Genomic DNA, 23,556 nt, shown 5'->3' with positions numbered 1-23,556 from the left:
GGGCCGATCCCCGGCCCCAGGCAAGCCGTGCACGGAAGCGTCTGGCCGGGAAGCCACTGCTGGACTTCCCGGCGACGTTCAAGGGTCTCAGCGCTGTGTCGGTTTGGCCGAAGCAGGAGCAGGAGGAGGGGCCGCAGCAGCGGGTGGCACCGGAGCTGCCTTGGTAATCTCCGCGATGGCCTTATTGGCGGCCTCGCCGGCGCCGTCGCAACTGCTGGCCATTACCGCGCGCTCCACTTCGCCTAGGCGCTGGTAGGGCTGGCGCAAACGTTCGGCCTGCTGCTGTTCAATCGACGCCACATAGTTCCGCCATTGCGTCTGCACCGGCGCGGGCAAGGTCTCGATGCCGACAAGACGGGGCAGGACTACCTCCCCCTTGAAGGTGGCGGTTGCGCCCGCAAGCTTGCATTCCTTGCCCGTGGTCGCCTTTCTTACATTCACTCCGATCGACCAGTTCGACGAGGACGCCGCCGGATTGCCGGTCACGGGGTCCTTGGGTCGCTGAGCGGCGATCGACGCGCGGATGGTCTCGATGGTGTTGCCCGTCACGTCATAGTGACGGACAGTCACACCCGGGATCTGGGCCAGCGGATTGGGTGCGGGCACCGCGACGGTCGTTTGCGGCGCCGGGGCGGCCCCGGTGGGCGGCGCAGCTTGGGCGAAGGCCACCGCCGGAACCGACCCGATGGCTACAGCCATGCAACTCCGCGCCAGCAGCCTGGCTCCCCTGGTTGTCGAAAACTGCATTACCCGCTTCTCCTCCATTTCGAGAAATGTCTGATGTGAACGTCCGCATCGGCAAACAAGCGCCCACTGTAAGAACCGGGCTGAACCGCAGGTTTCTGTGGCGGCCCGATTGTAGCTCCCCGGCAGGTCTGCGGCTGAGCGCTCGGGGGGGGGGGGGCGCAACTTGACTTTGCATAACCGTTTCGCCATCGGCGTGCGGCACGAAACGACGGGCTTTGGCTCGTCCTTTCGTATTGGGACCGGCGGTCCCCGAGCAAGCACCGCCTGGCTGGGACTACCTGAGGGTTCCCTATCGGAGTGTCACTTCGATAAAACCCTGCGCGGGTCCCCGACGAACGAAAGGAATACCGCATGCGCCATCGTGTCGGCCACCGTAAGCTTCAGCGCACCTCCAGCCACCGGACGGCCTTGTTCCGCAACATGGCGGCTGCGCTCATCAAGCATGAGCAGATCACCACCACGCTGGCCAAAGCCAAGGAGCTGCGGCCGTATGTCGAGAAGCTAGTGACGCTGGCCAAGAAGGGCGGGCTGTCGAACCGCCGCCTGGCCCATGCCCGGCTGCTGGATGACGCGCAGCTGCAGAAGCTGTTCGACGTGTTGGCGCCGCGCTATGCCGCGCGCAACGGCGGCTACACCCGCGTGGTCAAGGCCGGCATCCGCCTGTCGGACGCCGCGCCGATCGCGATCATCGAGTTCGTCGACCGCGACGTTTCGGCCAAGGGCCAGGATTCCGGGCCGGTCATGACCGACGAGGAGCTGGAGGCGGCGTAAGCCCCCGGGCCTTCAAAGACTTGAACGGAAGGGCGTCGCTGCTAGGCAGTTGGCGCCCTTCTTCTTTTTCGCGGGACCACCCATGCGCAAGAGCCTGATCCTGATGACCCTTCCGACGATCGCCGCCTGTACCGCCGCTACTACTCAGACGGGCGAGGTTGCGACGCCCGGCAATCTGGTCACGAGGCAAGAGGTTGCGAGCACCGCGCCGGCCGCTCCCCGCATGACCTATCCGCAGACCCGCCGCCAGGACCTCACCGAAACCCAGTTCGGGGTAGCGGTTGCGGACCCTTTCCGCTGGCTGGAGAACGACGTCCGCAACGACACGGAGGTGCGCAGCTGGGTAACGGCGCAGAATCAGGTCACCGACGCGTTCCTGGATCAGCTGCCGGGGCGCGAGGCGCTCAAGGCGCGCATGACGGAGCTCTATAACTACGAGCGCTTCGGCATCCCTCAGCAGAAAGGCGGCCGCTACTTTTACCAGCGCAACAGCGGCTTGCAGAATCAGTCGCCGCTCTACGTTCGCGAGAGCGTCAACGGCGAGCCGCGGCTGCTGGTCGATCCCAACCAATGGTCGCAGGACGGCGCCACGGCGCTGGCCGAGTGGGTGCCGAGCGAGGATGGCAAGCACCTGCTCTACTCGGTCCAGGACGGCGGCACCGACTGGCGCACCGTCAAGGTGCTGGACGTCGCCACGGGCAAGCCGACCCCGGACGAGATCAAGTGGGTGAAGTTCTCCAACCTCAGCTGGGCCAAGGACGGTTCGGGCTTCCTCTACAGCCGGTTCGACGAGCCGGCCGCCGGGCAGACTTTTCAGGGCCTCAACCAGAACCAGAAGGTCTACTTTCACAAGCTCGGCACCTCGCAGACCGCCGACCGGCTGGTCTTCGCCACGTCGGCCAAGCCGGAGCTCAACCACACCGCCGAGGTCAGCGACGATGGCCGCTGGGCGATCGTGACCTCCTCGAGCGGCACCGACGAGCGCTACGAAGTGACCTTGGTCGACCTCCAGCGTCGCTCCGCCAAGCCGCGGGTGATCGTGCCCGGGTACCAGTACAATTACAGCTACGTCGGCAATCGCGGGCAGACCTTTTTCTTCATCGCGAACGAGGGCGCACCCAAGCTGAAGGTGGTCTCCCTCGACATCCGCGACGCCGCGCCCAAGCCGAAGACGGTGATCGCCGAGCAGGAGGCGACGCTGGACGGCGCCAGCCTGGTCGGGGGTAAGCTTATCGCCTCCTACCTGGTCGATGCCAAGACGGAGGTGCGGGTCCACGACCTGGATGGCAAGCTCGCCCGCAAGATCGACTTGCCGGGGATCGGCACAGCCGGCGGTTTCAGCGGCGACTTCGACGATCCGGAGACCTTTTTCGCCTTCACGAGCTTCAACCGGCCGACCACCATCTACCGCTACGACGTACGCGCGGGTCAGGCGAGCGAGTGGGCCGCCCCGAAGGTGGCGTTCAATCCGGAAGACTATAGCGTCGAGCAGCGCTTCTTCGCATCCAAGGACGGCACCCGTGTGCCGATGTTCATCGTCCGCAGGAAGGGGCTGACGGGGCCTTCGCCGACGCTGCTCTATGGCTATGGCGGGTTCAACGCGTCCATGACCCCTAGCTTCTCCGCCACCCGCATGGCCTGGCTGGAGAATGGCGGGACCTGGGTGCTCGCCAACATCCGCGGCGGCGGCGAGTACGGCAAGGCGTGGCACGACGCCGGGCGGCTCGCCAACAAGCAAAATGTGTTCGACGACTTCATTGGCGCGGGCGAGCATCTCGTCGCCAACGGGATCACGCCGAAGGGCGGACTGGCGATCCAGGGCGGATCTAACGGCGGCCTGCTGGTCGGCGCGGTGGTCAACCAGCGGCCGGACCTGTTCGCGGCGGCCAACGCGGCCGTGGGCGTGATGGACATGCTGCGCTTCGACAAGTTCACCGCCGGGCGCTACTGGGTCGACGACTATGGCTATCCCAACAGGCAAGCCGACTTCCGGACGCTCTACGCCTACTCGCCCTATCACAACCTCAAGCCGGGCGTGCGCTACCCGGCGCTGCTGGTGACCACCGCCGACACCGACGACCGCGTGGTGCCGGGGCACAGCTTCAAGTATATCTCGGCGCTGCAGCAGGCGAACCCCGAGGGCCAGCCGCACCTCATCCGGATCGAGACCCGTGCCGGCCACGGCTCGGGCAAGCCGACCGACAAGATCATCGAGGAAGCCGCCGACGTGTACGCCTTCCTAGCGCGGTTCACCGGGCTGGAGGTTAAGCCGGCCAGCTGAATTCGTTGCGCCACCTGAACGACGGCCAACGATCCTATTCAGGCACAATGCAGCCCGCTCGTGAGACAAGCGTTCTCATCGGCGGGTGGGCCCGTTGGCTTGTAAGGAGAGAGCCATGAAGGCTGTTCACAAATTCCTCATCGGCGGTGCCGCGGTAGCGGTCGCAGCCGGTGGCTTTGCGGCTCCTGCCGCAGCGCAATACTACCCTGGCGGCGGCTACGGCGGCGGCAACGTCCTTGTGGGCGCGATCCTCGACTCGATCCTGCGCGGTGGCGCGGGGGGTTACGGTGGCGGCTATGGCGGCGGTTATGGCCAACCCGGCTACGGGAACTACGGCTACGCCAACGAGCGGGTCGCGGTTGACCAGTGCGCCCGGGCTGCCGAAGGCCGATTGAACGGCGCCTATGGCGGCTACAACAACGGCTACTACCGTAACTACGGGTACAACAGCGCGGTTCGCGTGAACCAGATCGAGCGCGTCGAGCGCACCCGCAACGGCAACTTCCGCGTCGTAGGCTGGGCTGGCCAGGCCGGATGGCAGGGCAACTACGGCGCTTACGGCGGCTACAATGCACCGTACGGCGGTTACGCCCAAGCTCAGGCGCCGCAGGTCCGGTTCAGCTGCAAGTTCGACAGTCGGAGCGGCCGCATTTCCGACCTCGACTTCAAGCGTCAGCGTTACGCCCGATACGGCTACGGCTACTAAGCCGCCGCTTCGGTAGACAGAGGAGTGCGCGGGCCCTAGTGGCTCGCGCACTTTCTTTTTGTAGGCGACCTCCATGACCGTCCAGCCGGCGGAAACCCTTCTGATCGTCGACTTTGGCAGCCAGGTCACCCAGCTGATCGCGCGCCGCATTCGCGAGACCGGCGTATATTGCGAGATTGCGCCGTTCAGCGCCGCGGAGGAAGCGTTTCGGCGACTGAACCCCAAGGGCATCATCTTCTCGGGCGGGCCGTCCTCCGTAACCTGGGAGGACAGTCCCCGTGCGCCGCAGGTCCTGTTCGACAGCGGCCTGCCCCTGCTCGGCATCTGCTACGGTCAGCAGACCCTGCACCAGCAGCTCGGTGGCAAGGTGGTCACTTCCGACAGCAAGGAATTCGGTCGCGCGTACATCGAGGTGGTCGCGCCTTCCGCCTTGTTCGACGGGCTATGGCAGGTCGGCGAGCGGCACCAGGTGTGGATGAGTCACGGCGACCGCGTCGAGAGCCTCGCGTCCGACTTTGAGGTCGTCGCCCGCTCGGAAGGCGCGCCCTTAGCCATTGCCACCAACGAAGATCTCAAGCGCTACAGCCTGATGTTCCACCCGGAAGTGGTCCACACGCCCGACGGCGGCAAGCTGCTCGCCAACTTCGCCCGCCATATCTGCGGCTGCTCGGGCAGCTGGAGCATGGAAGCGTTCCGCGCCGCCAAGATCGCCGAGATCCGCGCGCAGGTGGGCTCGGGCCGGGTGATCTGCGGACTGTCGGGCGGGGTGGACAGCGCGGTTGCTGCCGTGCTGATCCACGAGGCGATCGGCGAGCAGCTGACCTGCGTGTTCGTGGACCATGGCTTGATGCGCGCCGGCGAGGCCGAACAGGTCGTCGGCCTGTTCCGCGGCAGCTACAACATCCCGCTGGTGCATGTCGACGCGAGCGCGGACTTCCTCGGCGGGCTGGCCGGCGTCACCGACCCGGAAGCCAAGCGCAAGTTCATCGGCGCCGAGTTCATCAACGTGTTCGAGGCCGAGGCCAAGAAGATCGGCGGGGCCGACTTCCTTGCCCAGGGCACCCTCTACCCGGACGTGATCGAGAGTGTCAGCTTCACCGGCGGACCGTCGGTCACGATCAAGAGCCATCACAATGTCGGCGGGCTGCCTGAGCGCATGAACATGCAGCTGGTGGAACCCTTGCGCGAGCTGTTCAAGGACGAGGTGCGCGAACTCGGGCGGGAGCTCGGGCTGCCGGATGCGTTCGTCGGGCGGCACCCGTTCCCCGGCCCAGGCCTCGCCATCCGCATTCCCGGCGAGGTGACGGAGGAGCGCTGCGATATCCTGCGCAAGGCCGACGCCATCTACCTCGAGGAGATCCGCAACGCCGGGCTGTACGACGCCATCTGGCAGGCATTTGCGGTGCTGCTGCCGGTGCGCACCGTGGGCGTGATGGGCGACGCGCGCACCTACGACAGCGTCTGCGGCCTGCGCGCGGTCACCAGCGTCGATGGAATGACCGCGGACGTCTATCCCTTCTCGAGCGAGTTCCTGAGCCGCGTCGCCACCCGGATCGTCAACGAGGTCGCCGGCATCAACCGGGTGGTCTACGATTATACGTCCAAGCCCCCGGGTACGATCGAGTGGGAGTGAGGCGCGGGGAGGGACGTTAGGACGTGCTGACCCGCTTCGTGGAGTACAAGCGCTTCGGGCGCTTCAAGCGATTGTTCGATCGCCCGGTCCCGGCGCCGCGGCCAGCTTTCCCGAAGCTCATCCATCTCTACTGGGACAGTGGCTTCGATCAGGCGCCGGAGATCACCCGTTCGTCCGTGGCGAGCTGGCGGACGATGAACCCCGGCTGGGAGGTGCGGCTCTGGAGCGGTCGGCCGTTCGCCGACTTTCCGGTGCCCGCGGACATCCGCATTCAGCACTACTCCGACCTCCTGCGCATGAAGCTGCTGCGCGAGCATGGCGGCGTTTGGGCGGATGCCACGACCCAGTGCCGGGTACCGCTCGATCACTGGCTGCCGCTGGTCATGTCCCATGCTGACTTCTTCGCCTTCAGCGTGCCGGGTGCGGACCGGCCCATCGCCAACTGGTTCCTGGCAGCGCGACGCGACAGCCGGATCCTGGAGCAACTCTGGTGGGAGTCGCGCCGCTTCTGGGAGCCGCGGAACACCGCCACCAGGGTCTATCACTGGCAGCAATATGTGTTCGACTACCTGCTGCGAAGCTCCTCGTCGTTCCGCCGTGAGTGGGCGCGAACGCCACAGATCAGCGCGGCGCCGTCATTGCCCGGGTGGACGGGCGAGCCGATCGCCACCGTGTTGAAGTTCAGCCACAAGCGCCCGCAGGCCGATACGCCGTCATCGGGCGCCAACGTTTGAGCGGTATCAGGGTCGATCAAAGCATTGACTTGTGGCCGATTTACCGCTGTTTCATGCCGCTGGGGAGCTAAACAAATGCGCACATCGAAGGGCTTGGGCTTGGCGGCGGCGGGAGCCATGCTGCTTGCAGGTTGCGCCACGCCGCCGCCCAAGGTTGCCGTGCCGGTGACTGCTCCCATAGCGCGGGAGCTGCCGTATCGCTGGACCCAAGGCAACGCGCCTAGGGCGCACAAGGACTCGTTGGCGCTCTGGGGCCCGGTGGCGATGCGGCCGGGCGACTCATACTGGGCGGCGAGCATCCCGAAGGATGGCGAGTCCAAGGTCGTGATCGACCTGATGACCCAGCGCTTCTATGTCTACCGCGGCGAGCAGCTGGTCGGCATGTCGACAATCTCCAGCGGCAAGAAGGGCAAGGAAACCCCGCTCGGCTTCTGGAAGATCTTCCGCAAGCAGGTGAAGGGCTTCAGCCGCAAGTACGACAACGCGCCCATGCCCTACATGCAGATGTACGACGAGAAGGGCATCGCCTTTCATGCCGGCGCGCTGCCCGGCTACCCCGCCAGCCACGGCTGCGTACGGCTGCCGCTCGGCTTCGCGAAGAAGCTCTACGGCCTGACCAAGCTCGGGACCGAGGTCATCATCGAGGGTTAAATTTCCGTTGCCTCGTCAGGCAACGAAAAAGGGCGGCCGACCGAGCACGTCTTCGCCAGCCAACAGGCGAAGCCGCTCCATGTGCAGCGAACTGAGCCTCAGGTGCGAGCGTGCAGCTGGAATGGAAGTACTGGTCAGTCCCAGGTTCAGCTCGTGACTGGCGCGAGCCCGATGATATGCGATGTCGTCCTGCATGGGCGCGGTATGATCCTTGATTATGACCTTCCCAAGTAAGCTGCATGACAAAGGACGTTCGCGCGCTAAACTAGGTTATGCTTCAGCCAAAAGGAAAGAATAGGCGCGAGGTGCGATTGCGCCTCGGGCTAGCCATGTCGTCGACCCGACCAGCCTTGGACCGCATGAGCGTTCCCACAGCCAAGCGGACGCGCTATGATAGCGAAGAACCATTGGGGAGCGGCAAGCTGGACGTTGACGATCGCTTTGCCCCGCAGCCGGTGGCGAGATGGTTCAAGCCCGCGGCCATTGCGGCGGTGGTGTTCATGGCGCTGGGCGCCGTCACCTACATCAGCCATGTTGCCACCGATCCCGCCGGCCTTCCGCTGGATCAGCGCCAGCTGTTCAACGCGGAGCCGTGGTGGATGACTGGCGCTTACGGCCTGGCCGTGTGGCCGGGCCTGGTTGGCGCGGTGCTGCTGCTGCTCAGGCGCAAGCTCGCGGAGCCCGCACTGCTGGTGTCGCTGCTGGGCACGGTCATCTGGTTCGCGGGTTTCCTAATCGTACCGGCATTGCGTGAGGGCATGTCGTCCGACGCGTTGCTGATCCCTCTCATCATCCTGGCGCTGACCTGGACGATCTTCTGGTTCGCCCGGCACAGCCGCACGCGCGGCTGGCTGCGCTAGGGGTATGTCGACCTTCACCCTGGACACGGCGACCAGCCGGGCGACGCCCTCGCCGGTTCCGGGCAAGCGGATGACGGTCCCGTCGCTCAAAGGCCGCAAGCAGGACGGCCGGACCGAGCAGCCGATCGTGATGCTGACCGCCTACACCATGCGGATGGCGCAGCTGCTCGACCCGCACTGCGACCTCCTGCTGGTCGGGGACAGCCTGGGGCAGGTGATCTACGGCCTGCCCTCGACCGTGCCGGTGACGCTCGAGATGATGTGCGCGCATGGTGCCGCGGTGGTGCGCGGCAGCTGGCATGCGCTGGTTGCGGTAGACATGCCGTTCGGCAGTTACGAGGGCTCGCCCGAACAGGCGTTCGCCAGCGCCGCCCGGCTGATGAAGGAAACCGGTTGCGCGGCGGTGAAGCTGGAAGGTGGGGAGGCCATGGTGCCGACCGTCCGTTTCCTGGCCGATCGCGGAATCCCGGTGATCGGCCACGTGGGTCTCACCCCGCAGGCGGTGAACACGCTGGGCGGCTACGGCGCGCGTGGGCGGAGCGAAGCGGAAGCGGCCAAGATCCTCGCCGACGCGCGCGCGGTGGCGGACGCGGGCGCCTTTGCCATTGTCGCCGAAGGCGTGCTGGAGGGCATCGCGACCGAAATCACCCGCGCAGTGCCAGTGCCGGTCATCGGCATCGGCGCGTCGGCCGAGTGCGACGGGCAGGTGCTGGTGACCGAGGACATGCTGGGCCTGTTCGAGCGCACGCCCAGGTTCGTGAAGCGTTACGACGATCTTGCCGCCCGGATCGGGCAAGCCGTCGAGGCCTATGCCGCGGAAGTGCGGGAGCGCCGCTTCCCCACCACCGACCAGACGTATCGTCCCAAACCCGCGTGAGTCTTTGCGCAGGCAAGAAAGCCCTGTAGAGGCTCCCCGCCAAGCTCCGGTTCATGTCGCAGCCGACATGACGGGCCAGCGCGGCACTTGATAATTCATTCTACGAGGCGCGATCCTTGGCACTGGCTCCCGGCGAAACCAACGAAAGCTTCATCCGCGAAGTCGACGAGAACCTGCGGCGCAGCCAGGCGGAGGAGTTCTTCCGCCGCTACGGCCTTTGGGTCATCGGCGCGGCGCTGCTGCTGCTCGTGGCGTTCGCGGGCCTGCTGTACTGGCGCGGCCAGCAGCGGGCAGCCGCGGCGGAGCAGAGCGAAGTGCTGGCGGCGGTGATCACAGATATAGGCGCGGGCAACACCCGTACCGTTGAGCAGCGGCTGGCCGGCATCCAGCGGCAGGGCTCGGACGAATATGCAGGGCTGGCGCAGCTGACCGGCGCTGCCTTTGCGCTGCAGAAGGGTAATCGGGCGGCTGCCATTGCGGCCTACCGCGAGGTTGCGGCCGACGGCGACCAGCCGCAGGCGGTGCGCGACGCGGCGCTGCTGCGCGGCACGGCGCTGGAGTTCGACAGCCTCAAGCCGGAAGAGGTGATCGCCCGGCTGCAGCCCATGACCACGGCCGAGAGTGCCTGGTTCGGCAGCGCGGCCGAGCTGACCGCCATGGCGATGATCAAGGGCGGTCGCCGCAGCGAAGCGGGACGGCTGTTCGGGCAAATCGCTTCGCGCCAGGACCTGCCGCCGTCCCTGCGCTCTCGCGCGGTGCAGATCGCGGGGACCCTTGGCGTGGACGCCACCGCTCAGATGCCTGCCGGCTCATAGCAGACTCAGAGGATCGAAAGACGGACATGAACTACAAGCTTGCCGGGGTATTGATCGCTGCTGCGCTGGTCAGCGGATGCAACCCGTTCAACCGGGCGCGACCCAAGACGCCGGTGCTGGGCGACCGGGTGGCGGTGCTTGCGGCCGACGCGGATATCGCCGTCGATCCGGCAACGGCCGCTGTGCCATTCTCGCTGTCGCCGGCGCAGGCCAACGCCGAATGGTCGCAGCCCGGCGGCAACGCCGCCAAGTCGATGGGCCATCTGGCGCTCGGCGACGCGCTCGGGACCGCCTTCAGCGTCAGCATCGGGCAGGGCAGCAGCGTCCAAGCCAAGCTCGGCGGGGGTCCGGTCGTCGCGGACAACAAGGTCTTCACGGTCGACACGGCGGCCACCGTTCGCGCCTTTGATGCGGCCACCGGGCGGCAGGTCTGGGCGACGCAGTTCGGGACGGAGCGGGGCAACAGCGCGTCGCTGTACGGCGGCGGCGTGGCCTACGCCAACGGCCGGGTGTTCGCGACCAACGGCCTGGGCTTTGTGGCGGCGCTGGACGGCACCAACGGCGGCATCGCCTGGCAGGTGCGACTGGGTGCCCCGTTGCGCGGTGCTCCGGCAATCGCCGGCGACAGCCTGTATGCGATGAGCCAGGACAATCAGATCTTTTCGCTGAAGCAGGCGAACGGCTCCAGCAACTGGTCCAAGCCGGCGGCCCTGGAGATCGCGGGCGTGTTCGGCACCGGTGCTCCGGCCATTGCCCAGAGCACGGTGGTGGCGGGCTTTTCGAGCGGCGAGCTCAATGCCTACCGCGCGGAGAACGGACGCCTGGTCTGGCAGGACGCCCTGTCGCGGACATCGGTGTCGACCAGCGTTGCGACCCTGTCGGACATCGACGCCAGCCCCGTGATCGACAGCAGCCAGGTGTTCGCCGTCGGGCAGGGTGGACGGATGGTCGCGCTGGACCTCACCAGCGGCCAGCGCATCTGGGAGCTCAACATCGCCGGCATCGAAACGCCGTGGGTTGCCGGGGACTGGGTCTATGTGGTGACCGACGACGCCAAGCTGATCGCAATCGCGCGCAACACGGGCAAGATCCGCTGGATCAACCAGCTGCCGGCTTTTCTCAACCAAAAGGCGAAGCGTGGCCCCATCAGCTACGTAGGCCCCGTGCTGGCCGGCGACCGCCTGATGGTGGCGGGCTCCAACGGCGTGCTGATCAACGTCGATCCCGCGAACGGCAGCTTCCAAAGCCAGACCAATGTCGGTGCTCCTGTCAGCGTGCCGATGGCGGTGGCGAACAGCGCCCTCTACGTCCTCGACGAGCGCGGCCGCCTGCACGGGTTCCGCTAGGGGCTGTACCCCGGCTTGCGTCGGGGTAGAGGGAGGCCATGCCCCACCCCTCCGTCGCCATCGTCGGCCGCCCCAACGTGGGCAAGTCGACCCTGTTCAACCGTCTGGTCGGCAAGCGTGTCGCGCTGGTCGACGATCGCCCGGGGGTGACCCGCGACCGGCGCGAGGGCGAGGGCAAGCTGCTCGGCCTCGAGTTCCGGGTGATGGATACCGCCGGGTTCGAGGACGAGGACCCCGCGAGCCTGCCCGGCCGCATGCGCCGCCAGACCGAAGCGGCGGTGCGCGAAGCGGACGTTGCCTTGTTCCTGATCGACGCCCGCGAAGGCGTCACGCCGATGGACGAGGAGATCGCCCGTTGGCTCCGCGCCGAGGACACGCCGGTGGTGGTCGCCGCCAACAAGGCGGAAGGCCGCGGCGGCGAGGCCGGGCGGATGGAGGCGTTCGCGTTCGGCTTCGGCGAGCCGATCGCCATCTCGGCGGAACATGGCGAGGGGGTGGTCGACCTGTTCGAGAGCCTGCGCCCGTTCGTCGAGCGGGAGGACGGAGAGGACGAGGAGGAGGAAGCGGCCGAAGGCGGTCCGCTCAAGCTGGCGATCGTGGGGCGACCGAACGCCGGCAAGTCCACGCTGGTCAACCGGATGCTCGGCGAAGAGCGCATGATCACCGGGCCCGAGGCGGGCATCACCCGCGATAGCATCAGCCTGGATTGGGAATGGCAGGCCAAGGACGGGACCAAGCGGCCGGTGCGGCTGGTCGACACCGCGGGCCTGCGGCGCCGCTCCAAGGTCGACGACAAGCTCGAATGGCTATCGGCGCAGGACACCCGCCGCTCGATCGACATGGCGGAGGTGGTGGTGCTCCTGCTCGACGCCACCCGCGGGCTTGAGGCGCAGGACCTGCGCATCGCCGACCAAGTCGTCGAGGAAGGCCGCGCGCTGCTGATCGCGCTCAACAAATGGGACGTGGCGGAGAACGCGTCGAGCCTGTTCAACGGGGTGAAGGCGGCGCTGGAAGAAGGCTTGTCGCAGCTCAAGGGCGTGCCGGTGCTCACCGTCTCGGCGGTGACCGGCAAGGGCATCGACACGCTGTTGCAGGTCGCCTTTGACCTGCGCGACAGCTGGAGCAGGCGCGTGGGCACGGGCGAGCTCAACCGCTGGTTCGAGCGCGCGGTGGAGGCCAACCCGCCGCCGGCGCCCGGGGGCAAGCGGATCAAGCTGCGCTACATCACCCAGGTGAAGAGCCGTCCGCCGAGCTTCGTGGTGTTCGGGACGCGGGTCGACCAGCTGCCGGAGAGCTACCGCCGCTACCTGCTTAACTCGATGCGCCGCGACCTCGGGCTGGGCCCGGTGCCGCTGCGGATGACCATGCGCGCGCCCAAGAACCCGTTCCACGACCCCGACCAGCGCTAACCGCCCCTTTACCCTTTCCGCGCTACGGCGAGGCGTGAACCGCCAGGAACAAGCCAAGTGAGCGACGAGGGCGCCGAGATCGTCGACTGGGCGCACTTCGAGCGCTCGCGGGCGGAGCTGGGTCCGAGCTTCATCAAGATCCTCGGCTATTTCCGCGAGGACGGGACCAAGTCGGTGGCGGCAATCGAGCAGGCCATGCGCGAGGGCAACACGGTCGCGCTGGTCATCCCGGCGCACACCATCAAGGGCGAAGCGCGGCAGTTCGGGGCCGAACCGTTGGCAGGCCTGGCCGAACTGATCGAGACGACCGCGCGGTTGTGCGTGGAAACCCGGCGCTTTCCCGACGAGCTCGTGCCGCAAGTGGTGGAGCTCCGCCGCCTGCTGAGCTCCACGCTGGAGCTGTTCGACCGGGCGACCAACCCGCTGCTCAGCCGCCAGCGCGCCGGAGGGTTCGGGCGCCGGGCAGGCAACACCAGCTTCGGGCGGGGTTAGGCGGCCGCTCGCCGCATCGGCTGCAGGCTGCCGCGCGCCAGGCTGCGCCACAGCCATTCGAGCGGGCCGTAGCGAAAGCGGTCGAGCCATGGCTTGGACCACAGCAGCATCAGGATCCAGACGCCGAAGATGAACAGATAGACCTCGGCGCGGCCGACATGGCCGTAGAGGCCGAGCCCGTAGCCGTAGAAGAGCGTGGTCATGAGCAGGCTGGTGCCGAGATAGTTGGTGAAGGCGGCGCGGCCGACCGCGGCGATGCGGGCTGCCAAGGCGGTACCGGCGAAGCGGCGGAAGACGAGCACCGCGAAGGCCGCATGGGCGAGGATGATCGCGTAGCGGAACGGCTCGGCCCAGGCGATGAAGCTCGTGAATACCGGCAGGGCGGAAAAGTCGAGCGACCACTGCCACACGGCGAGTGCGATCGAGGGCGGAATGCCGAGGAGATAACCCCATCGCGCCACAGGCCGGAGGCGGTCGTCCGGCCATTTGCCGGTCAGGAAACCATTTCGGAGCAGCAGAATCCCCAGGATCATCAGGCCGAGCGTCTCAGGGCCAAGAAAGACGAGGAAGAAGACGATCTCCGACCGTACGTCGTCCGATCGTTCCTTCACGATGGTCCGGTAATTGCTGCGGTAGGTCTTGAGGTGGTCGGCGATCCCAGGGGTGCCCGGGCCCTCGCTGCTCCTCAACACCTGCTCGGCCGCTTGCCGTTGCGCGGTCGTGGCCGCTGGCGCCGTACCTTGCGCGACGGTGGCATGCATCCCGGCCGCCATCAGGAAATGAAGCGCGATGCTGGCCACGAGGAGGCCTACCGCCCAGCGACGTAACACCTGATTGGACAATCTCAGGAACAGGTAAGCCACTGCGCCGATCACGGCGTAGTGGAACAGAATGTCGTTCGCCCAGATGAGGATGTGGTGGGCGAGCCCGAACAGCAGGAGCCAGAACATGCGGCGGTAGTGCACGGACGCGCCCTCCTCTCCGTTCGCGCGGGCGCCGTCGACCACCAGCGCCATGCTCGCTCCGAACAGCAAGGAGAACAGCCCGCGCATCTTGCCTTCGAACAGGACGAAGTTGACCGCCCACAGCGCGTCGTCGATTGGCCGGCCGCCCCCGTAGGCACGCGGGTTGATGTAGCCGGCGTCGGGCATGGCCATGCCGAAAGCGTTCAAGAGCAGGATGCCCATCACCGCCACGCCGCGGATGGCGTCCAGGGTCAGGTAACGGTTATGGGGGAGCGGCGCATCCGAGCTTCCCCCCGCTTCCCCCGGGTCCGACCGCTGGCGCGTCCCGCGCGGCGCCGGGTCAGGCCACCGGATGCTCGCCGCCCATCAGCTTGGGGAAGAAGCCTTCATGTGCGGCGCGGAGGTCCGCGAGGCTGACGCTGGACTTGCCGATTCGGATGGCATCGCCGCCCACCGACCCGATCCGTGCGTGAGGGATGCGCGCGGCTGCCAGCGCGCGGGCGAGGGGGTCGGAATTGGATGCCGTTACGAGGTAGCGGCCCTGGTCCTCCCCGAACAGCAATGGGGTATGCGCAGGGTTCTCGCGCAGGAACAGCCAATCGAGCTCCGCGCCCAGGCCGCTGGCGAGCGCCATCTCCGCCAGCGCGACGAGCATTCCACCGTCGCTGATGTCGTGCACGGCCGTGACGAGGCCGCGTTCGATCATGCCGCGCACGAACTCGGCATGGGCGCGCTCGGCGGTCAGGTCGACGGCAGGCGGCGCTCCGTCCTTGCGGCCCGCGATCTCGGCCAGCCACAGCGACTGGCCAAGATGGCTGGGCGGAGCGCCGATCAGCCAAACATCGTCCATGTCGTTGGCGCTGCCCACCGCCGCGCTCTTGCGCCAGTCGGGGAGCAGCCCCACGCCGCCGATCGCCGGAGTCGGCAAGATCGCGCTTCCGCCGCCCGTCGCCTTGCTCTCGTTGTAAAGGCTGACGTTGCCACTCACGATTGGGAAGTCGAGCGCGCGGCAGGCGTCGGCCATGCCCTCGAGACAGCCGACGATCTGGGCCATGATCTCGGGGCGCTGCGGGTTGCCGAAGTTGAGGCAGTTGGTGATCGCCAGCGGCCTTGCACCGACCGCGGACAGATTGCGGTAGGTTTCGGCGACCGCGTGCTTTCCGCCCTCGTATGGATCGGCGTAGCAATAGCGTGGGGTGCAGTCGGTGGTGATCGCCAGCGCCTTGCCGGTGCCGTGCACCCGCACCACCGCCGCATCGCCGCCGGGCCGCTGGACGGTGTCGCCGCCGACCTGCTGGTCGTACTGCTCGTAAATCCAGCGGCGGCTGGCGAGGGCGGGGGAGCCGATCAGTTTGAGCAGGTCCGCGGCGATGTCCTTACTCTCTGGCAGTTCCTCCAGCGGCTTGACCTGCGCCCAGCGCTTGTACTCCTCGCGGCTCAGGTGCGGGCGGTCGTAGAGCGGTGCTTCGTCCGCCAGCGGACCGAGCGGGATGTCGGCAACGGTCTCGCCCTGCCACTCCAGCACCATGCGGCCAGTGTCCGTCACCTCGCCGATCACCGCGAAGTCGAGCTCCCACTTACGGAAGATCGCTTCGGCCTCGGGCTCGCGGCCGGGCTTCAGGACCATCAGCATGCGCTCCTGCGATTCGGAGAGCATCATCTCGTAAGGCGTCATGCCCTCTTCGCGGCAGGGCACCTGGTCCATGACCAGCCGGATGCCGACACCGCCCTTGCTGGCCATCTCGACCGACGAGGAGGTGAGGCCGGCCGCGCCCATGTCCTGGATGGCGACGATCGCGTCGGAGGCCATCAGTTCGAGGCAGGCCTCGATCAAGAGCTTCTCGGTGAAGGGATCGCCGACCTGGACGGTAGGCCGCTTCTCTTCGCTGTCCTCGCCGAAGTCGGCCGACGCCATGGTTGCCCCATGAATGCCGTCGCGGCCGGTTTTGGAGCCGACGTAGACGACTGAATTCCCAATGCCGGCGGCGGCCGAGTAGAAGATCTTGTCCTGCCGGGCGACACCGACCGTCATGGCGTTGACCAGAATGTTGCCGTTGTAGGCAGGATCGAAGTTGACCTCCCCGCCGACCGTCGGAACGCCTACGCAGTTGCCGTAACCGCCGATCCCCGCGACCACGCCGGAGATGAGATGCCGCATCTTAGGATGGTCGGGCTCGCCGAAGCGCAGCGCGTTCAGGTTGGCGACCGGCCGCGCGCCCATGGTGAAGACGTCGCGCAGGATGCCCCCGACGCCCGTTGCCGCGCCCTGATAGGGTTCGATGTAGGAGGGATGGTTGTGGCTCTCCATCTTGAAGATGGCGGCGTCGCCGTCGCCGATGTCGATCACGCCGGCGTTCTCGCCCGGACCCTGGATGACCCAGGGCGCTGCGGTCGGCAGCTTCTTCAGGTGCAGGCGCGACGACTTGTAGGAGCAATGCTCCGACCACATCACCGAGAAGATGCCGAGTTCGACCAGGTTCGGCTCGCGACCGAGCGCGTGAAGGAGGCGCTGGTACTCGTCAGGGGAAAGGCCGTGCTCGGAAACGGTCTCGGCGGTGATCTGCGGCATGGCGGCGCGTTAGCGGGGCGCGCCGCAAAGAAAAACCCCCGGGGAATGAGCCCGGGGGTTGGAGAAGGTGCAACGAAACGGGGGCCTAGCCGCGGCGGCAGGACTGGCTGGGCTTGCCCGGCAAGGCGATGGTGACGCTGGCGTCCTCGGCGGTACCCGAAACGCTGTATCCGCCGGCCGCGGTAAAGGGCGGTTGGCCCTCGGCGCCGGGCTTGGTCGGCGTGGAAGCGCTGGTCGGGTCGGTGCGGACGTTGGCGCCCGAGTTCTCTGCCAGCCAATCGACGTAGACCAGGCTGTTGTCCGCGCAGCGATAGGAGTGAGAAGCAACGATCGCCTTGGGCAATTCGACCGGAGGGGCCGCGGCGAGTTCATTGGCCATCGGGTCGGGCGGACCGTTCGCGACGATGGTCTGTCCGCCGCCGTCGCAACCGGCTAAGGCGGCGGCTGCAAGGAGCGTGATGAGCAGGGGAGTTCGGGTCATAGGCCGCGGCCTTTCGCGGGTGGGTGATGTCCCGTCAATGAATAGTTGAGTTGAACCGTTTGCATTGGCGGCCAAGGAAGTTAGGCTGGCCGCTCCATGGGGGTGGGATCTAGACGCTTGAACTCCATGCAGCGCATTCGCATCGGGCTGACCGGCCTGGCGGTCGTGTTCCTGCTGGTCCTGCTCGGCGCAGCGATCAGTCGCAGCGGCGACGACGGCACGAGCAACGTGGCGGCCGTCAACACGGGCGAGCCCAACGAGCCCCTGGCCGAACTCGGCGTGGCCCCGAGCACGAACGAACAGGACGTCGAGCGGAACGGCGCTCCGTGAAGGCGCGGCCCTGGGCGGTGCTGTTGCTCGCGCTGGTTCTCGGCGGCTGTCGCGAGGAAGCGGCTCCAGCCCGTTCGGCTCCGTCCCGCGACCTGGCGCTCCTGACCAGCTTGCCACTCGCATTGGGCGAAGGCTTCACGCTGGACGCACCGAGTCACCCGTTGATGGACGAGCTGGAGCGAGTTTTCTCCGTGCGGCTGGTCGACGGACCGGAACAGTTACGCGCGGGCGGGCTGCTGCTGGCGGTGCAGCCGCAAGCGCTGACGGCCGAGCGGCTGGTGGCGCTCGACCGTTGGGTGCGCCGCGGCGGTCGGTTGCTGCTGCTCGCCGATCCCCGGTTCGTGTGGGAAAGCAGCCGGCCGCTCGGCGACAAGGCCCGGCCGCCCTTTGCCTACCAGGATACCGGCTTGCTGGGCCACTGGGGACTGACGCTGGCACGGGGCGAGGACGGCCCCGTGCTGCGGCAGCTCGGCGGTATGGAGGTCGTGACTGGCTCTCCCGGTTCGCTTGAGGCGGCGGAAGGCTCGCGCTGCGAGGTGGAGAGCGCCGGCCTTGTTGCCCGTTGTGCGATCGGACGTGGCATGGCCGTGGTGGTGGCTGATGCCGATCTCGTGCAGATGGGCGTACCCGGCGGACTGGATGGGCCAACCGAAGGCAATTACCAGGCTGTTGCCGTCGAACTAGGGCGACTCGCCGCCCGGTAGGCCCGGCTGCAGACTCGCCAGCTGCCCGCCCGCGGAGTCGGCGCGGGAAGAGCTGTCACACAGACTTATCCACAGGTTAATAAAGGGTTCGCAGCTGCGGAGCCTGCTGTCGCTTGTGTTCGGAAAGCCGCAGAAAACCGCCCTTGTCCAACAAATCCCATGAAGTGGCATTAAATCCCGTTGTGTCCCACCCCCACCCGAGTTACACACATCGAACAGCGCGGGGCTGACCCATTCTCTAGGTCAAAGCGCCGGATCGCACGGTAGACCCGCGCATCCGGTGAACGGGGAAGCTTTGCCTGCGCGGCGGGAGTGCATGGCGAAGTGGCATTGGAGCATCTGTTTCAGGGCTCTGCGCTCAACGCGGTGGACGCGAAGGGCCGCGTCTCCGTACCCGCCTTTCTGCGCTCGGTGATCGAGCGCCGCGGCGACGCCCGCACCATCGTACTTGCCAAGCACGGCCAGTTCGCCTGCCTCGACGCCTATGATCCCGCTTACGCCGCGCTGAAGCATGCCAAGCTCGAGCGGCTGCTGGAGAAGGGCGAAACCGAGCCCGACGCCGAACTGGCCTACCAGCAGCGCAACCTGATGGCCTTCGCCGCCACCGAAGAGACGCCATACGACAGCTCGGGCCGGATCGTCCTGCCGCCGATGATGCGCCGCAAGGGCGGCATCGAGGATTTGGCGCTCTTCCTCGGCACTGGCGAGACTTTTCAGATCTGGAACCCGCAGACACTCCTCGGCGACAAGAACATCCCTGAGGATCTCAAGGACATCGCCCGGTACCGGCTCGAAGAGCGGGGGGTGACGCCATGAGCGTCTCACCCACCTCCGTTCAGGCCCACGAGCCGGTACTGGTCGATGAAGTCGTCGCGGCGCTCGCCATTGTTCCAGGCGAGATGCTGGTCGACGGCACGTTCGGGGCTGGCGGCTACACGCGCGCCATGCTCGGGGCGGGGGCGGGACGAGTGATCGCCTTTGACCGTGATCCCCAAGCGATCGCGGCCGGGCGGTCACTCGTTCCGGAAGACAAGGTCACGCTGATCGAGGACCGGTTCAGCCGCATGGACCAGGTGCTGGCTGGCCGCGGGCTCGCGCCGGTCGACGGGGTGGCGCTGGATATCGGAGTGTCGTCCATGCAGCTCGACCAGGCGGAGCGCGGCTTCTCCTTCCGCGAGGACGGCCCGCTGGACATGCGGATGAGCCAGGCGGGGGAGACCGCCGCCGACTTCGTCAACAACGCCGACGAATCCGAGATCGCGCGCGTGCTCCGGGATTACGGGGAGGAGCCACGCGCGCGAACCGTTGCCCGGGCGATCGTCGCCGCCCGGCCGCTGACCCGCACGGCGGAGCTGGCGGCGGTGGTTCGCAAGGCGCTGGGCCACCACCCGGGGATGAAGACCGATCCGGCGACCCGCACCTTTCAGGCGATCCGCATCCACCTCAACGCCGAGCTCGATGAACTGGAGCAGGGGCTGCGCGCCGCCGAGCGCGTGCTGCGTGCCGGCGGGCGGCTGGCGGTAGTGACCTTTCATTCGCTCGAGGACCGGATCGTGAAGCGCTTCCTACGAGACCGCAGCGGGGCGGCGCCGGCCGGTTCGCGGCATCGTCCCGATGCCGCAGCCGGCCCGGCAGCCACGTTCATGGCGGTCGCCAAGCCGGTTGCGCCGGCCGAAGCCGAGGTGGTCCGCAATCCCCGTTCCCGTTCCGCCAAGCTGCGGAGCGCCGTTCGTACCGATGCTCCGGCCTGGAGCCAGTTGGAGTTTGTGCAATGAGCGCGCGTAGTTTTCGCTCGGTCGGCTGGGTTGCGGGCGTCGCCGCCACTGCGCTCGGCTGCTACATGGTCAATCTCAAGGTCGCGTCCGAACGCGCGGCGCTGGAGGACGTGGAAACGCGCATCGTCCTGGCCGAGCGCGACATCCGCCTGCTGCAGACGGAGATCGGCACCCGCGGCCGACTGGCGCAGCTCGAGAAGTGGAACGTCAAGGTGCTGGCCCTGTCGGCGCCTGCGGCCAATCAGTTCATGGACGGCAGCTTCCAGCTGGCGACCCTGATGGCTCCCCAGAAGGTGCCGGACCCCGCCGCGCCGGTGGTGTTGGCCTCGGCCGCCGTGCCGGAGCGCCAGCCGGTGCTCGCCAGCGACGGCCCATCCGTAGCGCCGCAAGGAACGGCAACCGCGGCAAGCTTGCTGCACACGGCCAGCTTGAAGCGCGAAACCGTGCCCGCACCTGTCGCCGCGGCTCCGCAGCTAGTCGCCAAGAAGGCCGGCAAGCCTCGATCGTCCGTCCAGCCGGAGAAGGCAGTCGCGGCCCCGGCCAAGCCGGTGAAAGTCGCGGCCAAGCCTGCGATCAAGCCGGCGTCTGATCTCCCGACCAAGGCCGGGAGCAAGCCGGCGAAGACCGCGGTCAAGGCCAAGCCGCCATCTCCCAAGCCTGTCAAAACTGCAGCGGCGCCCGCCAAGCCCGTCGCCAAGGCGAAAGCGAAGACCCAAGAAGCTCAAGCCAAACAATGAACGCGCCGACGCCCGCCCTCGTCGCTGCTCGGCCAGATCGCCTGAGGCTGGTCGGCCAGCGCCGGCAGACCCTGGCGATCATGCACCAGCGGCTGATGTTCGGCATGCTGGTCTATGCCGGGATCATCGCGGTAGTCGTGCTTCGGCTGCTGTGGCTGGCGGCGTTCGGCGATCACGCCGGGCGTAAGACAACGGTTACGACCTCGGCACCCGAGCGCGGCGACATCGTCGACCGCAACGGCCAGCCGCTCGCCCGGACCATCGACGCCTGGACCATCGCCGTCCATCCGCCCAAGATCATCGGCAACAAGCTGGACCTCGCCCGCAAGCTGGCAGTGCTGATGCCCGAGCGCGACGAGGCGGGCTGGCTGCAGCTGCTCCGGTCCAACAAGAACTTCGTCTTCCTGCGCCGCCGCGCCGCCCCCTCGCTGGTCGAGACAGTCAACGCGCTGGGCGAGCCCGGCATGGCGCTCAGCCGCGAGCCGGATCGGCTCTACCCGCAGACCGACCTCGGCGCCCATGTGCTGGGTTTCACCGACATCGACGGCCACGGCGCTGCCGGAATGGAGCGAGCCTTCGACAAGCGCCTGACCGACCCCGCGACCCGCGGCCAGCCGCTGGTCCTGTCCATCTCCGCGCCCGTGCAGCAGGCGCTGGAGCATGAGCTGCTGCAGGCCAAGACGACCTTCTCCGCCATCGGCGCGGCCGGCATCGTCATGGACATCCATACCGGCGAGATCCTGGCGATGACCTCGCTGCCGCAGCTCAACCCCAACATCGCCGGCAACATGGACCCGGAGGCCCGCTTCAACCGCGCTACCCTCGGCGTGTGGGAGCTGGGATCGACCTTCAAGCCGTTCACCGTCGCCATGGCGATGGACGAGGGCAAGGTGAAGTCGATGGGGCAGATCTACAACTGCCCGCGGCAACTGCATGCGTTCGGGCGCACCATCAACGACACCCACCCGTTCGGCCGCGCCTGCACGGTCGCCGAGATCATGCAGGAAAGCTCCAACATCGGCACCGCACAGATTGCCGCGCAGACCGGGGCGGAAGCGCAGAAGAGGTTTCTCCGGGGCATGGGCTTTCTCGATCCGATTGCGATCGAGCTGAAGGAAAAGGGCCGCACCCTGACGCCGGGGAACGACTGGAGCGGTCTGGCGACCATGACGGTTGGATACGGCCATGGCATCGCGGTCACCCCGCTGCACCTCGCGACGGGCTATGCTACCCTGTTCAACGGCGGCATCTACCGGCCCGCGACCCTGCTCAAGGTCGGCCGCGAGCATGCCGTGCCGCAGGGGCGCCGCGTGTTCAGTGATGCTACCAGCTACAAGATGCGGGCGCTGCTCCGGCTGGTAGTGACGGAGGGCACGGGCGGCAAGGCCGATGCGCCCGGCTACCGCGTCGGCGGCAAGACGGGCACCGCCGAGAAGCTGATCGGCGGGCGCTATTCGAAGAATGTGGTGGTCACGAGCTTCGCGGGCGTTTTCCCGATGGACGAGCCCCGCTATGCGATGGTCGTCATGCTGGACGAACCCAAGGCCACCGCCGAAACTCATGGCTGGCGCACCGCCGGCTGGAACGCCGCGCCGACCTTCGGTCGGGTGGTCAGCCGAATCGCGCCGATGCTGGGGGTACGGCCCGACCTCAAGCGCGAGCCCAACATGGCCGAGGTGCTGCCCTTCATCCGCAAGGAAGACTGAACCCGTGCGCCTCAGCGAACTTGCCGGAGTCCCGGACGAGGTGGAGGTGAACGGTTTCGCCATTGACCACCGCAAGGTCGCGCCGGGCACGGTTTTCGGCGCCTTCCCAGGCAGCCGCTTCAATGGCGAGGATTTCATCCCGGAAGCGGTGACTCGCGGTGCCGTGGCGGTGGTCGCCCGGCCAGCGGCGCCGGTCGCGGGCGCGGTCCACCTCACCCACCCCGAACCGCGCCGGCGCTTCGCCGAACTCGCCGCCAAGTTCTTCGCGCCCTACCCGGAGGTGGTCGTCGCGGTCACTGGGACCAACGGCAAGACGTCCACCGTCGAGATGACCCGTCAATTGTGGCGCATGGCCGGGCACCGCTCGGCCTCGGTCGGGACGCTGGGAGTGACCACCGCCGACGACCAGGTGAAGACCGGCCTGACCACGCCCGACATCGTCACCTTCCTCCACAACATGGCCGGCATGAAGCGCATGGGGATCAGCCATGTCGCCTTTGAAGCCTCAAGCCATGGGCTCGACCAATACCGCTCCGAAGGGCTGCCGGTGCGGACGGCGGCCTTCACCAATTTCTCGCGCGACCACCTCGACTACCATCCGGACATGGACGCCTACTTCGCGGCCAAGATGCGGCTGTTCGACGAAGTGGTCGAGGAGGGTGGAACAGCCGTCGTCTGGACGGGCGACCCGAAGAGCGCCGAGGTCATCGAGCATGTGCGGCGGCGCGCGCTCAAGCTGCTGACCGTCGGCCCTGGCGGCGAGACGATCGACCTCCGCAGCCGGGTGCCAAGCCCGCTCGGGCAGACGCTGGTGCTTGGTTACGGCGGCAAGGAGTGGAGGCTCAACCTGCCGCTGATTGGCGCCTACCAGGCCGCGAACGTGCTGGTCGCCGCGGGGCTGGTGCTGGCGACCGGCGGGAACTGGGAGCAGACCTTTGCCGGCATGGGCCGTCTGAGTCCGGTACGC

The 23,556-nt window shown here is 67.3% G+C and carries 23 protein-coding genes; 19 read left to right on the top strand and 4 right to left on the bottom strand.

Features of this window, described 5'->3' with window-relative positions:
* Nucleotides 1-87 precede the first annotated feature (87 nt).
* Complete coding sequence (locus QZX62_RS08900) at nucleotides 88-699, bottom strand: DUF922 domain-containing protein (protein ID WP_294173764.1); 612 nt, start codon at nucleotides 697-699, stop codon at nucleotides 88-90.
* A gap of 399 nt (nucleotides 700-1,098) precedes the next feature.
* Between QZX62_RS08900 and rplQ the strand changes: the two genes are divergently transcribed.
* From rplQ to QZX62_RS08840, 12 genes are all read left to right on the top strand, one after another.
* Entirely contained in the window at nucleotides 1,099-1,518 is a 420-nt protein-coding gene (rplQ, locus tag QZX62_RS08895) for a 50S ribosomal protein L17 (protein WP_294173762.1), read from the top strand.
* 223 nt (nucleotides 1,519-1,741) lie between these two features.
* Nucleotides 1,742-3,799: a prolyl oligopeptidase family serine peptidase gene (locus QZX62_RS08890; RefSeq protein ID WP_294173775.1), complete on the top strand. Its 2,058-nt coding sequence runs from the start codon at nucleotides 1,742-1,744 to the stop codon at nucleotides 3,797-3,799.
* Nucleotides 3,800-3,914: 115 nt separating this feature from the next.
* On the top strand, nucleotides 3,915-4,505 hold the full coding sequence (locus QZX62_RS08885; RefSeq protein WP_294173761.1) for a hypothetical protein: 591 nt from the start codon (nucleotides 3,915-3,917) through the stop codon (nucleotides 4,503-4,505).
* A 73-nt stretch (nucleotides 4,506-4,578) separates the two neighbouring features.
* Nucleotides 4,579-6,138 (top strand): glutamine-hydrolyzing GMP synthase, encoded by a 1,560-nt coding sequence (guaA, locus tag QZX62_RS08880; protein ID WP_294173759.1) that lies wholly within the window; start codon nucleotides 4,579-4,581, stop codon nucleotides 6,136-6,138.
* Nucleotides 6,139-6,161: 23 nt separating this feature from the next.
* Complete coding sequence (locus QZX62_RS08875; protein WP_294173757.1) at nucleotides 6,162-6,872, top strand: capsular polysaccharide synthesis protein; 711 nt, start codon at nucleotides 6,162-6,164, stop codon at nucleotides 6,870-6,872.
* Between the two features lie 75 nt (nucleotides 6,873-6,947).
* A complete protein-coding gene (locus tag QZX62_RS08870; RefSeq protein WP_294173753.1) occupies nucleotides 6,948-7,523 on the top strand; it encodes a L,D-transpeptidase family protein in 576 nt (191 codons plus the stop codon).
* A 359-nt stretch (nucleotides 7,524-7,882) separates the two neighbouring features.
* The gene (locus QZX62_RS08865; RefSeq protein ID WP_294173751.1) at nucleotides 7,883-8,383 is read left to right on the top strand and encodes a hypothetical protein; all 501 of its coding nucleotides are present in this window, start codon (nucleotides 7,883-7,885) and stop codon (nucleotides 8,381-8,383) included.
* Between the two features lie 4 nt (nucleotides 8,384-8,387).
* Nucleotides 8,388-9,260 carry a 3-methyl-2-oxobutanoate hydroxymethyltransferase gene (gene panB, locus QZX62_RS08860; protein ID WP_294173749.1) on the top strand — a complete coding sequence of 291 codons (873 nt, stop codon included), beginning with the start codon at nucleotides 8,388-8,390 and terminating at the stop codon, nucleotides 9,258-9,260.
* 116 nt (nucleotides 9,261-9,376) lie between these two features.
* Nucleotides 9,377-10,075: a tetratricopeptide repeat protein gene (locus QZX62_RS08855; RefSeq protein ID WP_294173747.1), complete on the top strand. Its 699-nt coding sequence runs from the start codon at nucleotides 9,377-9,379 to the stop codon at nucleotides 10,073-10,075.
* A gap of 26 nt (nucleotides 10,076-10,101) precedes the next feature.
* Nucleotides 10,102-11,421, top strand: a complete 1,320-nt coding sequence (locus QZX62_RS08850; RefSeq protein WP_294173745.1) for a PQQ-like beta-propeller repeat protein — start codon at nucleotides 10,102-10,104, stop codon at nucleotides 11,419-11,421.
* Between the two features lie 38 nt (nucleotides 11,422-11,459).
* Nucleotides 11,460-12,830, top strand: a complete 1,371-nt coding sequence (gene der / locus QZX62_RS08845; RefSeq protein ID WP_294173742.1) for a ribosome biogenesis GTPase Der — start codon at nucleotides 11,460-11,462, stop codon at nucleotides 12,828-12,830.
* A 57-nt stretch (nucleotides 12,831-12,887) separates the two neighbouring features.
* Complete coding sequence (locus QZX62_RS08840; protein ID WP_294173738.1) at nucleotides 12,888-13,322, top strand: Hpt domain-containing protein; 435 nt, start codon at nucleotides 12,888-12,890, stop codon at nucleotides 13,320-13,322.
* Here QZX62_RS08840 and QZX62_RS08835 read toward each other — a convergent pair.
* The 3 genes from QZX62_RS08835 to QZX62_RS08825 form a co-directional block, all read right to left on the bottom strand.
* Complete coding sequence (locus QZX62_RS08835) at nucleotides 13,319-14,479, bottom strand: DUF418 domain-containing protein (RefSeq protein ID WP_294173735.1); 1,161 nt, start codon at nucleotides 14,477-14,479, stop codon at nucleotides 13,319-13,321. The two genes, QZX62_RS08840 and QZX62_RS08835, sit on opposite strands and share 4 nt — an antisense overlap.
* A 148-nt stretch (nucleotides 14,480-14,627) precedes the next feature.
* The gene (purL, locus tag QZX62_RS08830; protein WP_294173733.1) at nucleotides 14,628-16,856 is read right to left on the bottom strand and encodes a phosphoribosylformylglycinamidine synthase subunit PurL; all 2,229 of its coding nucleotides are present in this window, start codon (nucleotides 16,854-16,856) and stop codon (nucleotides 14,628-14,630) included.
* An 85-nt stretch (nucleotides 16,857-16,941) separates the two neighbouring features.
* Nucleotides 16,942-17,337, bottom strand: a complete 396-nt coding sequence (locus tag QZX62_RS08825) for a hypothetical protein (RefSeq protein ID WP_294173730.1) — start codon at nucleotides 17,335-17,337, stop codon at nucleotides 16,942-16,944.
* Between the two features lie 126 nt (nucleotides 17,338-17,463).
* Between QZX62_RS08825 and QZX62_RS08820 the strand changes: the two genes are divergently transcribed.
* The 7 genes from QZX62_RS08820 to QZX62_RS08790 all read left to right on the top strand — a co-directional run.
* On the top strand, nucleotides 17,464-17,667 hold the full coding sequence (locus QZX62_RS08820) for a hypothetical protein (RefSeq protein WP_294173728.1): 204 nt from the start codon (nucleotides 17,464-17,466) through the stop codon (nucleotides 17,665-17,667).
* Nucleotides 17,664-18,371: a hypothetical protein gene (locus QZX62_RS08815; RefSeq protein ID WP_294173727.1), complete on the top strand. Its 708-nt coding sequence runs from the start codon at nucleotides 17,664-17,666 to the stop codon at nucleotides 18,369-18,371. Before QZX62_RS08820 ends, QZX62_RS08815 begins: the two co-directional genes overlap by 4 nt.
* 330 nt (nucleotides 18,372-18,701) lie before the next feature.
* The gene (locus tag QZX62_RS08810) at nucleotides 18,702-19,187 is read left to right on the top strand and encodes a division/cell wall cluster transcriptional repressor MraZ (RefSeq protein ID WP_294173726.1); all 486 of its coding nucleotides are present in this window, start codon (nucleotides 18,702-18,704) and stop codon (nucleotides 19,185-19,187) included.
* Nucleotides 19,184-20,146 carry a 16S rRNA (cytosine(1402)-N(4))-methyltransferase RsmH gene (gene rsmH / locus QZX62_RS08805; protein WP_294173725.1) on the top strand — a complete coding sequence of 321 codons (963 nt, stop codon included), beginning with the start codon at nucleotides 19,184-19,186 and terminating at the stop codon, nucleotides 20,144-20,146. The genes QZX62_RS08810 and rsmH overlap by 4 nt, the downstream gene beginning before the upstream one ends.
* On the top strand, nucleotides 20,143-20,883 hold the full coding sequence (locus QZX62_RS08800; protein WP_294173724.1) for a hypothetical protein: 741 nt from the start codon (nucleotides 20,143-20,145) through the stop codon (nucleotides 20,881-20,883). The genes rsmH and QZX62_RS08800 overlap by 4 nt, the downstream gene beginning before the upstream one ends.
* Nucleotides 20,880-22,589, top strand: coding sequence for a penicillin-binding protein 2 (locus QZX62_RS08795; RefSeq protein WP_294173722.1), 1,710 nt, complete (start codon nucleotides 20,880-20,882; stop codon nucleotides 22,587-22,589). Before QZX62_RS08800 ends, QZX62_RS08795 begins: the two co-directional genes overlap by 4 nt.
* Before the next feature lie 4 nt (nucleotides 22,590-22,593).
* A partial coding sequence (locus tag QZX62_RS08790; protein ID WP_294173720.1) for a Mur ligase family protein occupies nucleotides 22,594-23,556 on the top strand: 963 nt, incomplete at its 3' end.

The organism is uncultured Sphingomonas sp. (assembly GCF_902806265.1).
Classification (GTDB): Bacteria; Pseudomonadota; Alphaproteobacteria; order Sphingomonadales; family Sphingomonadaceae; genus Sphingomicrobium.
This window is presented reverse-complemented; position numbering and strand designations above follow the sequence as displayed.

Bases quoted from the DNA above. Each gene is read 5' to 3' on its own strand.
- QZX62_RS08900 (WP_294173764.1), bottom strand. From the start codon at position 699: ATGGCTGTAGCCATCGGGTCGGTTCCGGCGGTGGCCTTCGCCCAAGCT.
- rplQ (WP_294173762.1), top strand. From the start codon at position 1,099: ATGCGCCATCGTGTCGGCCACCGTAAGCTTCAGCGCACCTCCAGCCAC.
- QZX62_RS08890 (WP_294173775.1), top strand. From the start codon at position 1,742: ATGACCTATCCGCAGACCCGCCGCCAGGACCTCACCGAAACCCAGTTC.
- QZX62_RS08885 (WP_294173761.1), top strand. From the start codon at position 3,915: ATGAAGGCTGTTCACAAATTCCTCATCGGCGGTGCCGCGGTAGCGGTC.
- guaA (WP_294173759.1), top strand. From the start codon at position 4,579: ATGACCGTCCAGCCGGCGGAAACCCTTCTGATCGTCGACTTTGGCAGC.
- QZX62_RS08870 (WP_294173753.1), top strand. From the start codon at position 6,948: ATGCGCACATCGAAGGGCTTGGGCTTGGCGGCGGCGGGAGCCATGCTG.
- QZX62_RS08865 (WP_294173751.1), top strand. From the start codon at position 7,883: ATGAGCGTTCCCACAGCCAAGCGGACGCGCTATGATAGCGAAGAACCA.
- panB (WP_294173749.1), top strand. From the start codon at position 8,388: ATGTCGACCTTCACCCTGGACACGGCGACCAGCCGGGCGACGCCCTCG.
- QZX62_RS08850 (WP_294173745.1), top strand. From the start codon at position 10,102: ATGAACTACAAGCTTGCCGGGGTATTGATCGCTGCTGCGCTGGTCAGC.
- der (WP_294173742.1), top strand. From the start codon at position 11,460: ATGCCCCACCCCTCCGTCGCCATCGTCGGCCGCCCCAACGTGGGCAAG.
- QZX62_RS08835 (WP_294173735.1), bottom strand. From the start codon at position 14,479: ATGGCCATGCCCGACGCCGGCTACATCAACCCGCGTGCCTACGGGGGC.
- purL (WP_294173733.1), bottom strand. From the start codon at position 16,856: ATGCCGCAGATCACCGCCGAGACCGTTTCCGAGCACGGCCTTTCCCCT.
- QZX62_RS08825 (WP_294173730.1), bottom strand. From the start codon at position 17,337: ATGACCCGAACTCCCCTGCTCATCACGCTCCTTGCAGCCGCCGCCTTA.
- QZX62_RS08820 (WP_294173728.1), top strand. From the start codon at position 17,464: ATGCAGCGCATTCGCATCGGGCTGACCGGCCTGGCGGTCGTGTTCCTG.
- rsmH (WP_294173725.1), top strand. From the start codon at position 19,184: ATGAGCGTCTCACCCACCTCCGTTCAGGCCCACGAGCCGGTACTGGTC.
- QZX62_RS08800 (WP_294173724.1), top strand. From the start codon at position 20,143: ATGAGCGCGCGTAGTTTTCGCTCGGTCGGCTGGGTTGCGGGCGTCGCC.
- QZX62_RS08795 (WP_294173722.1), top strand. From the start codon at position 20,880: ATGAACGCGCCGACGCCCGCCCTCGTCGCTGCTCGGCCAGATCGCCTG.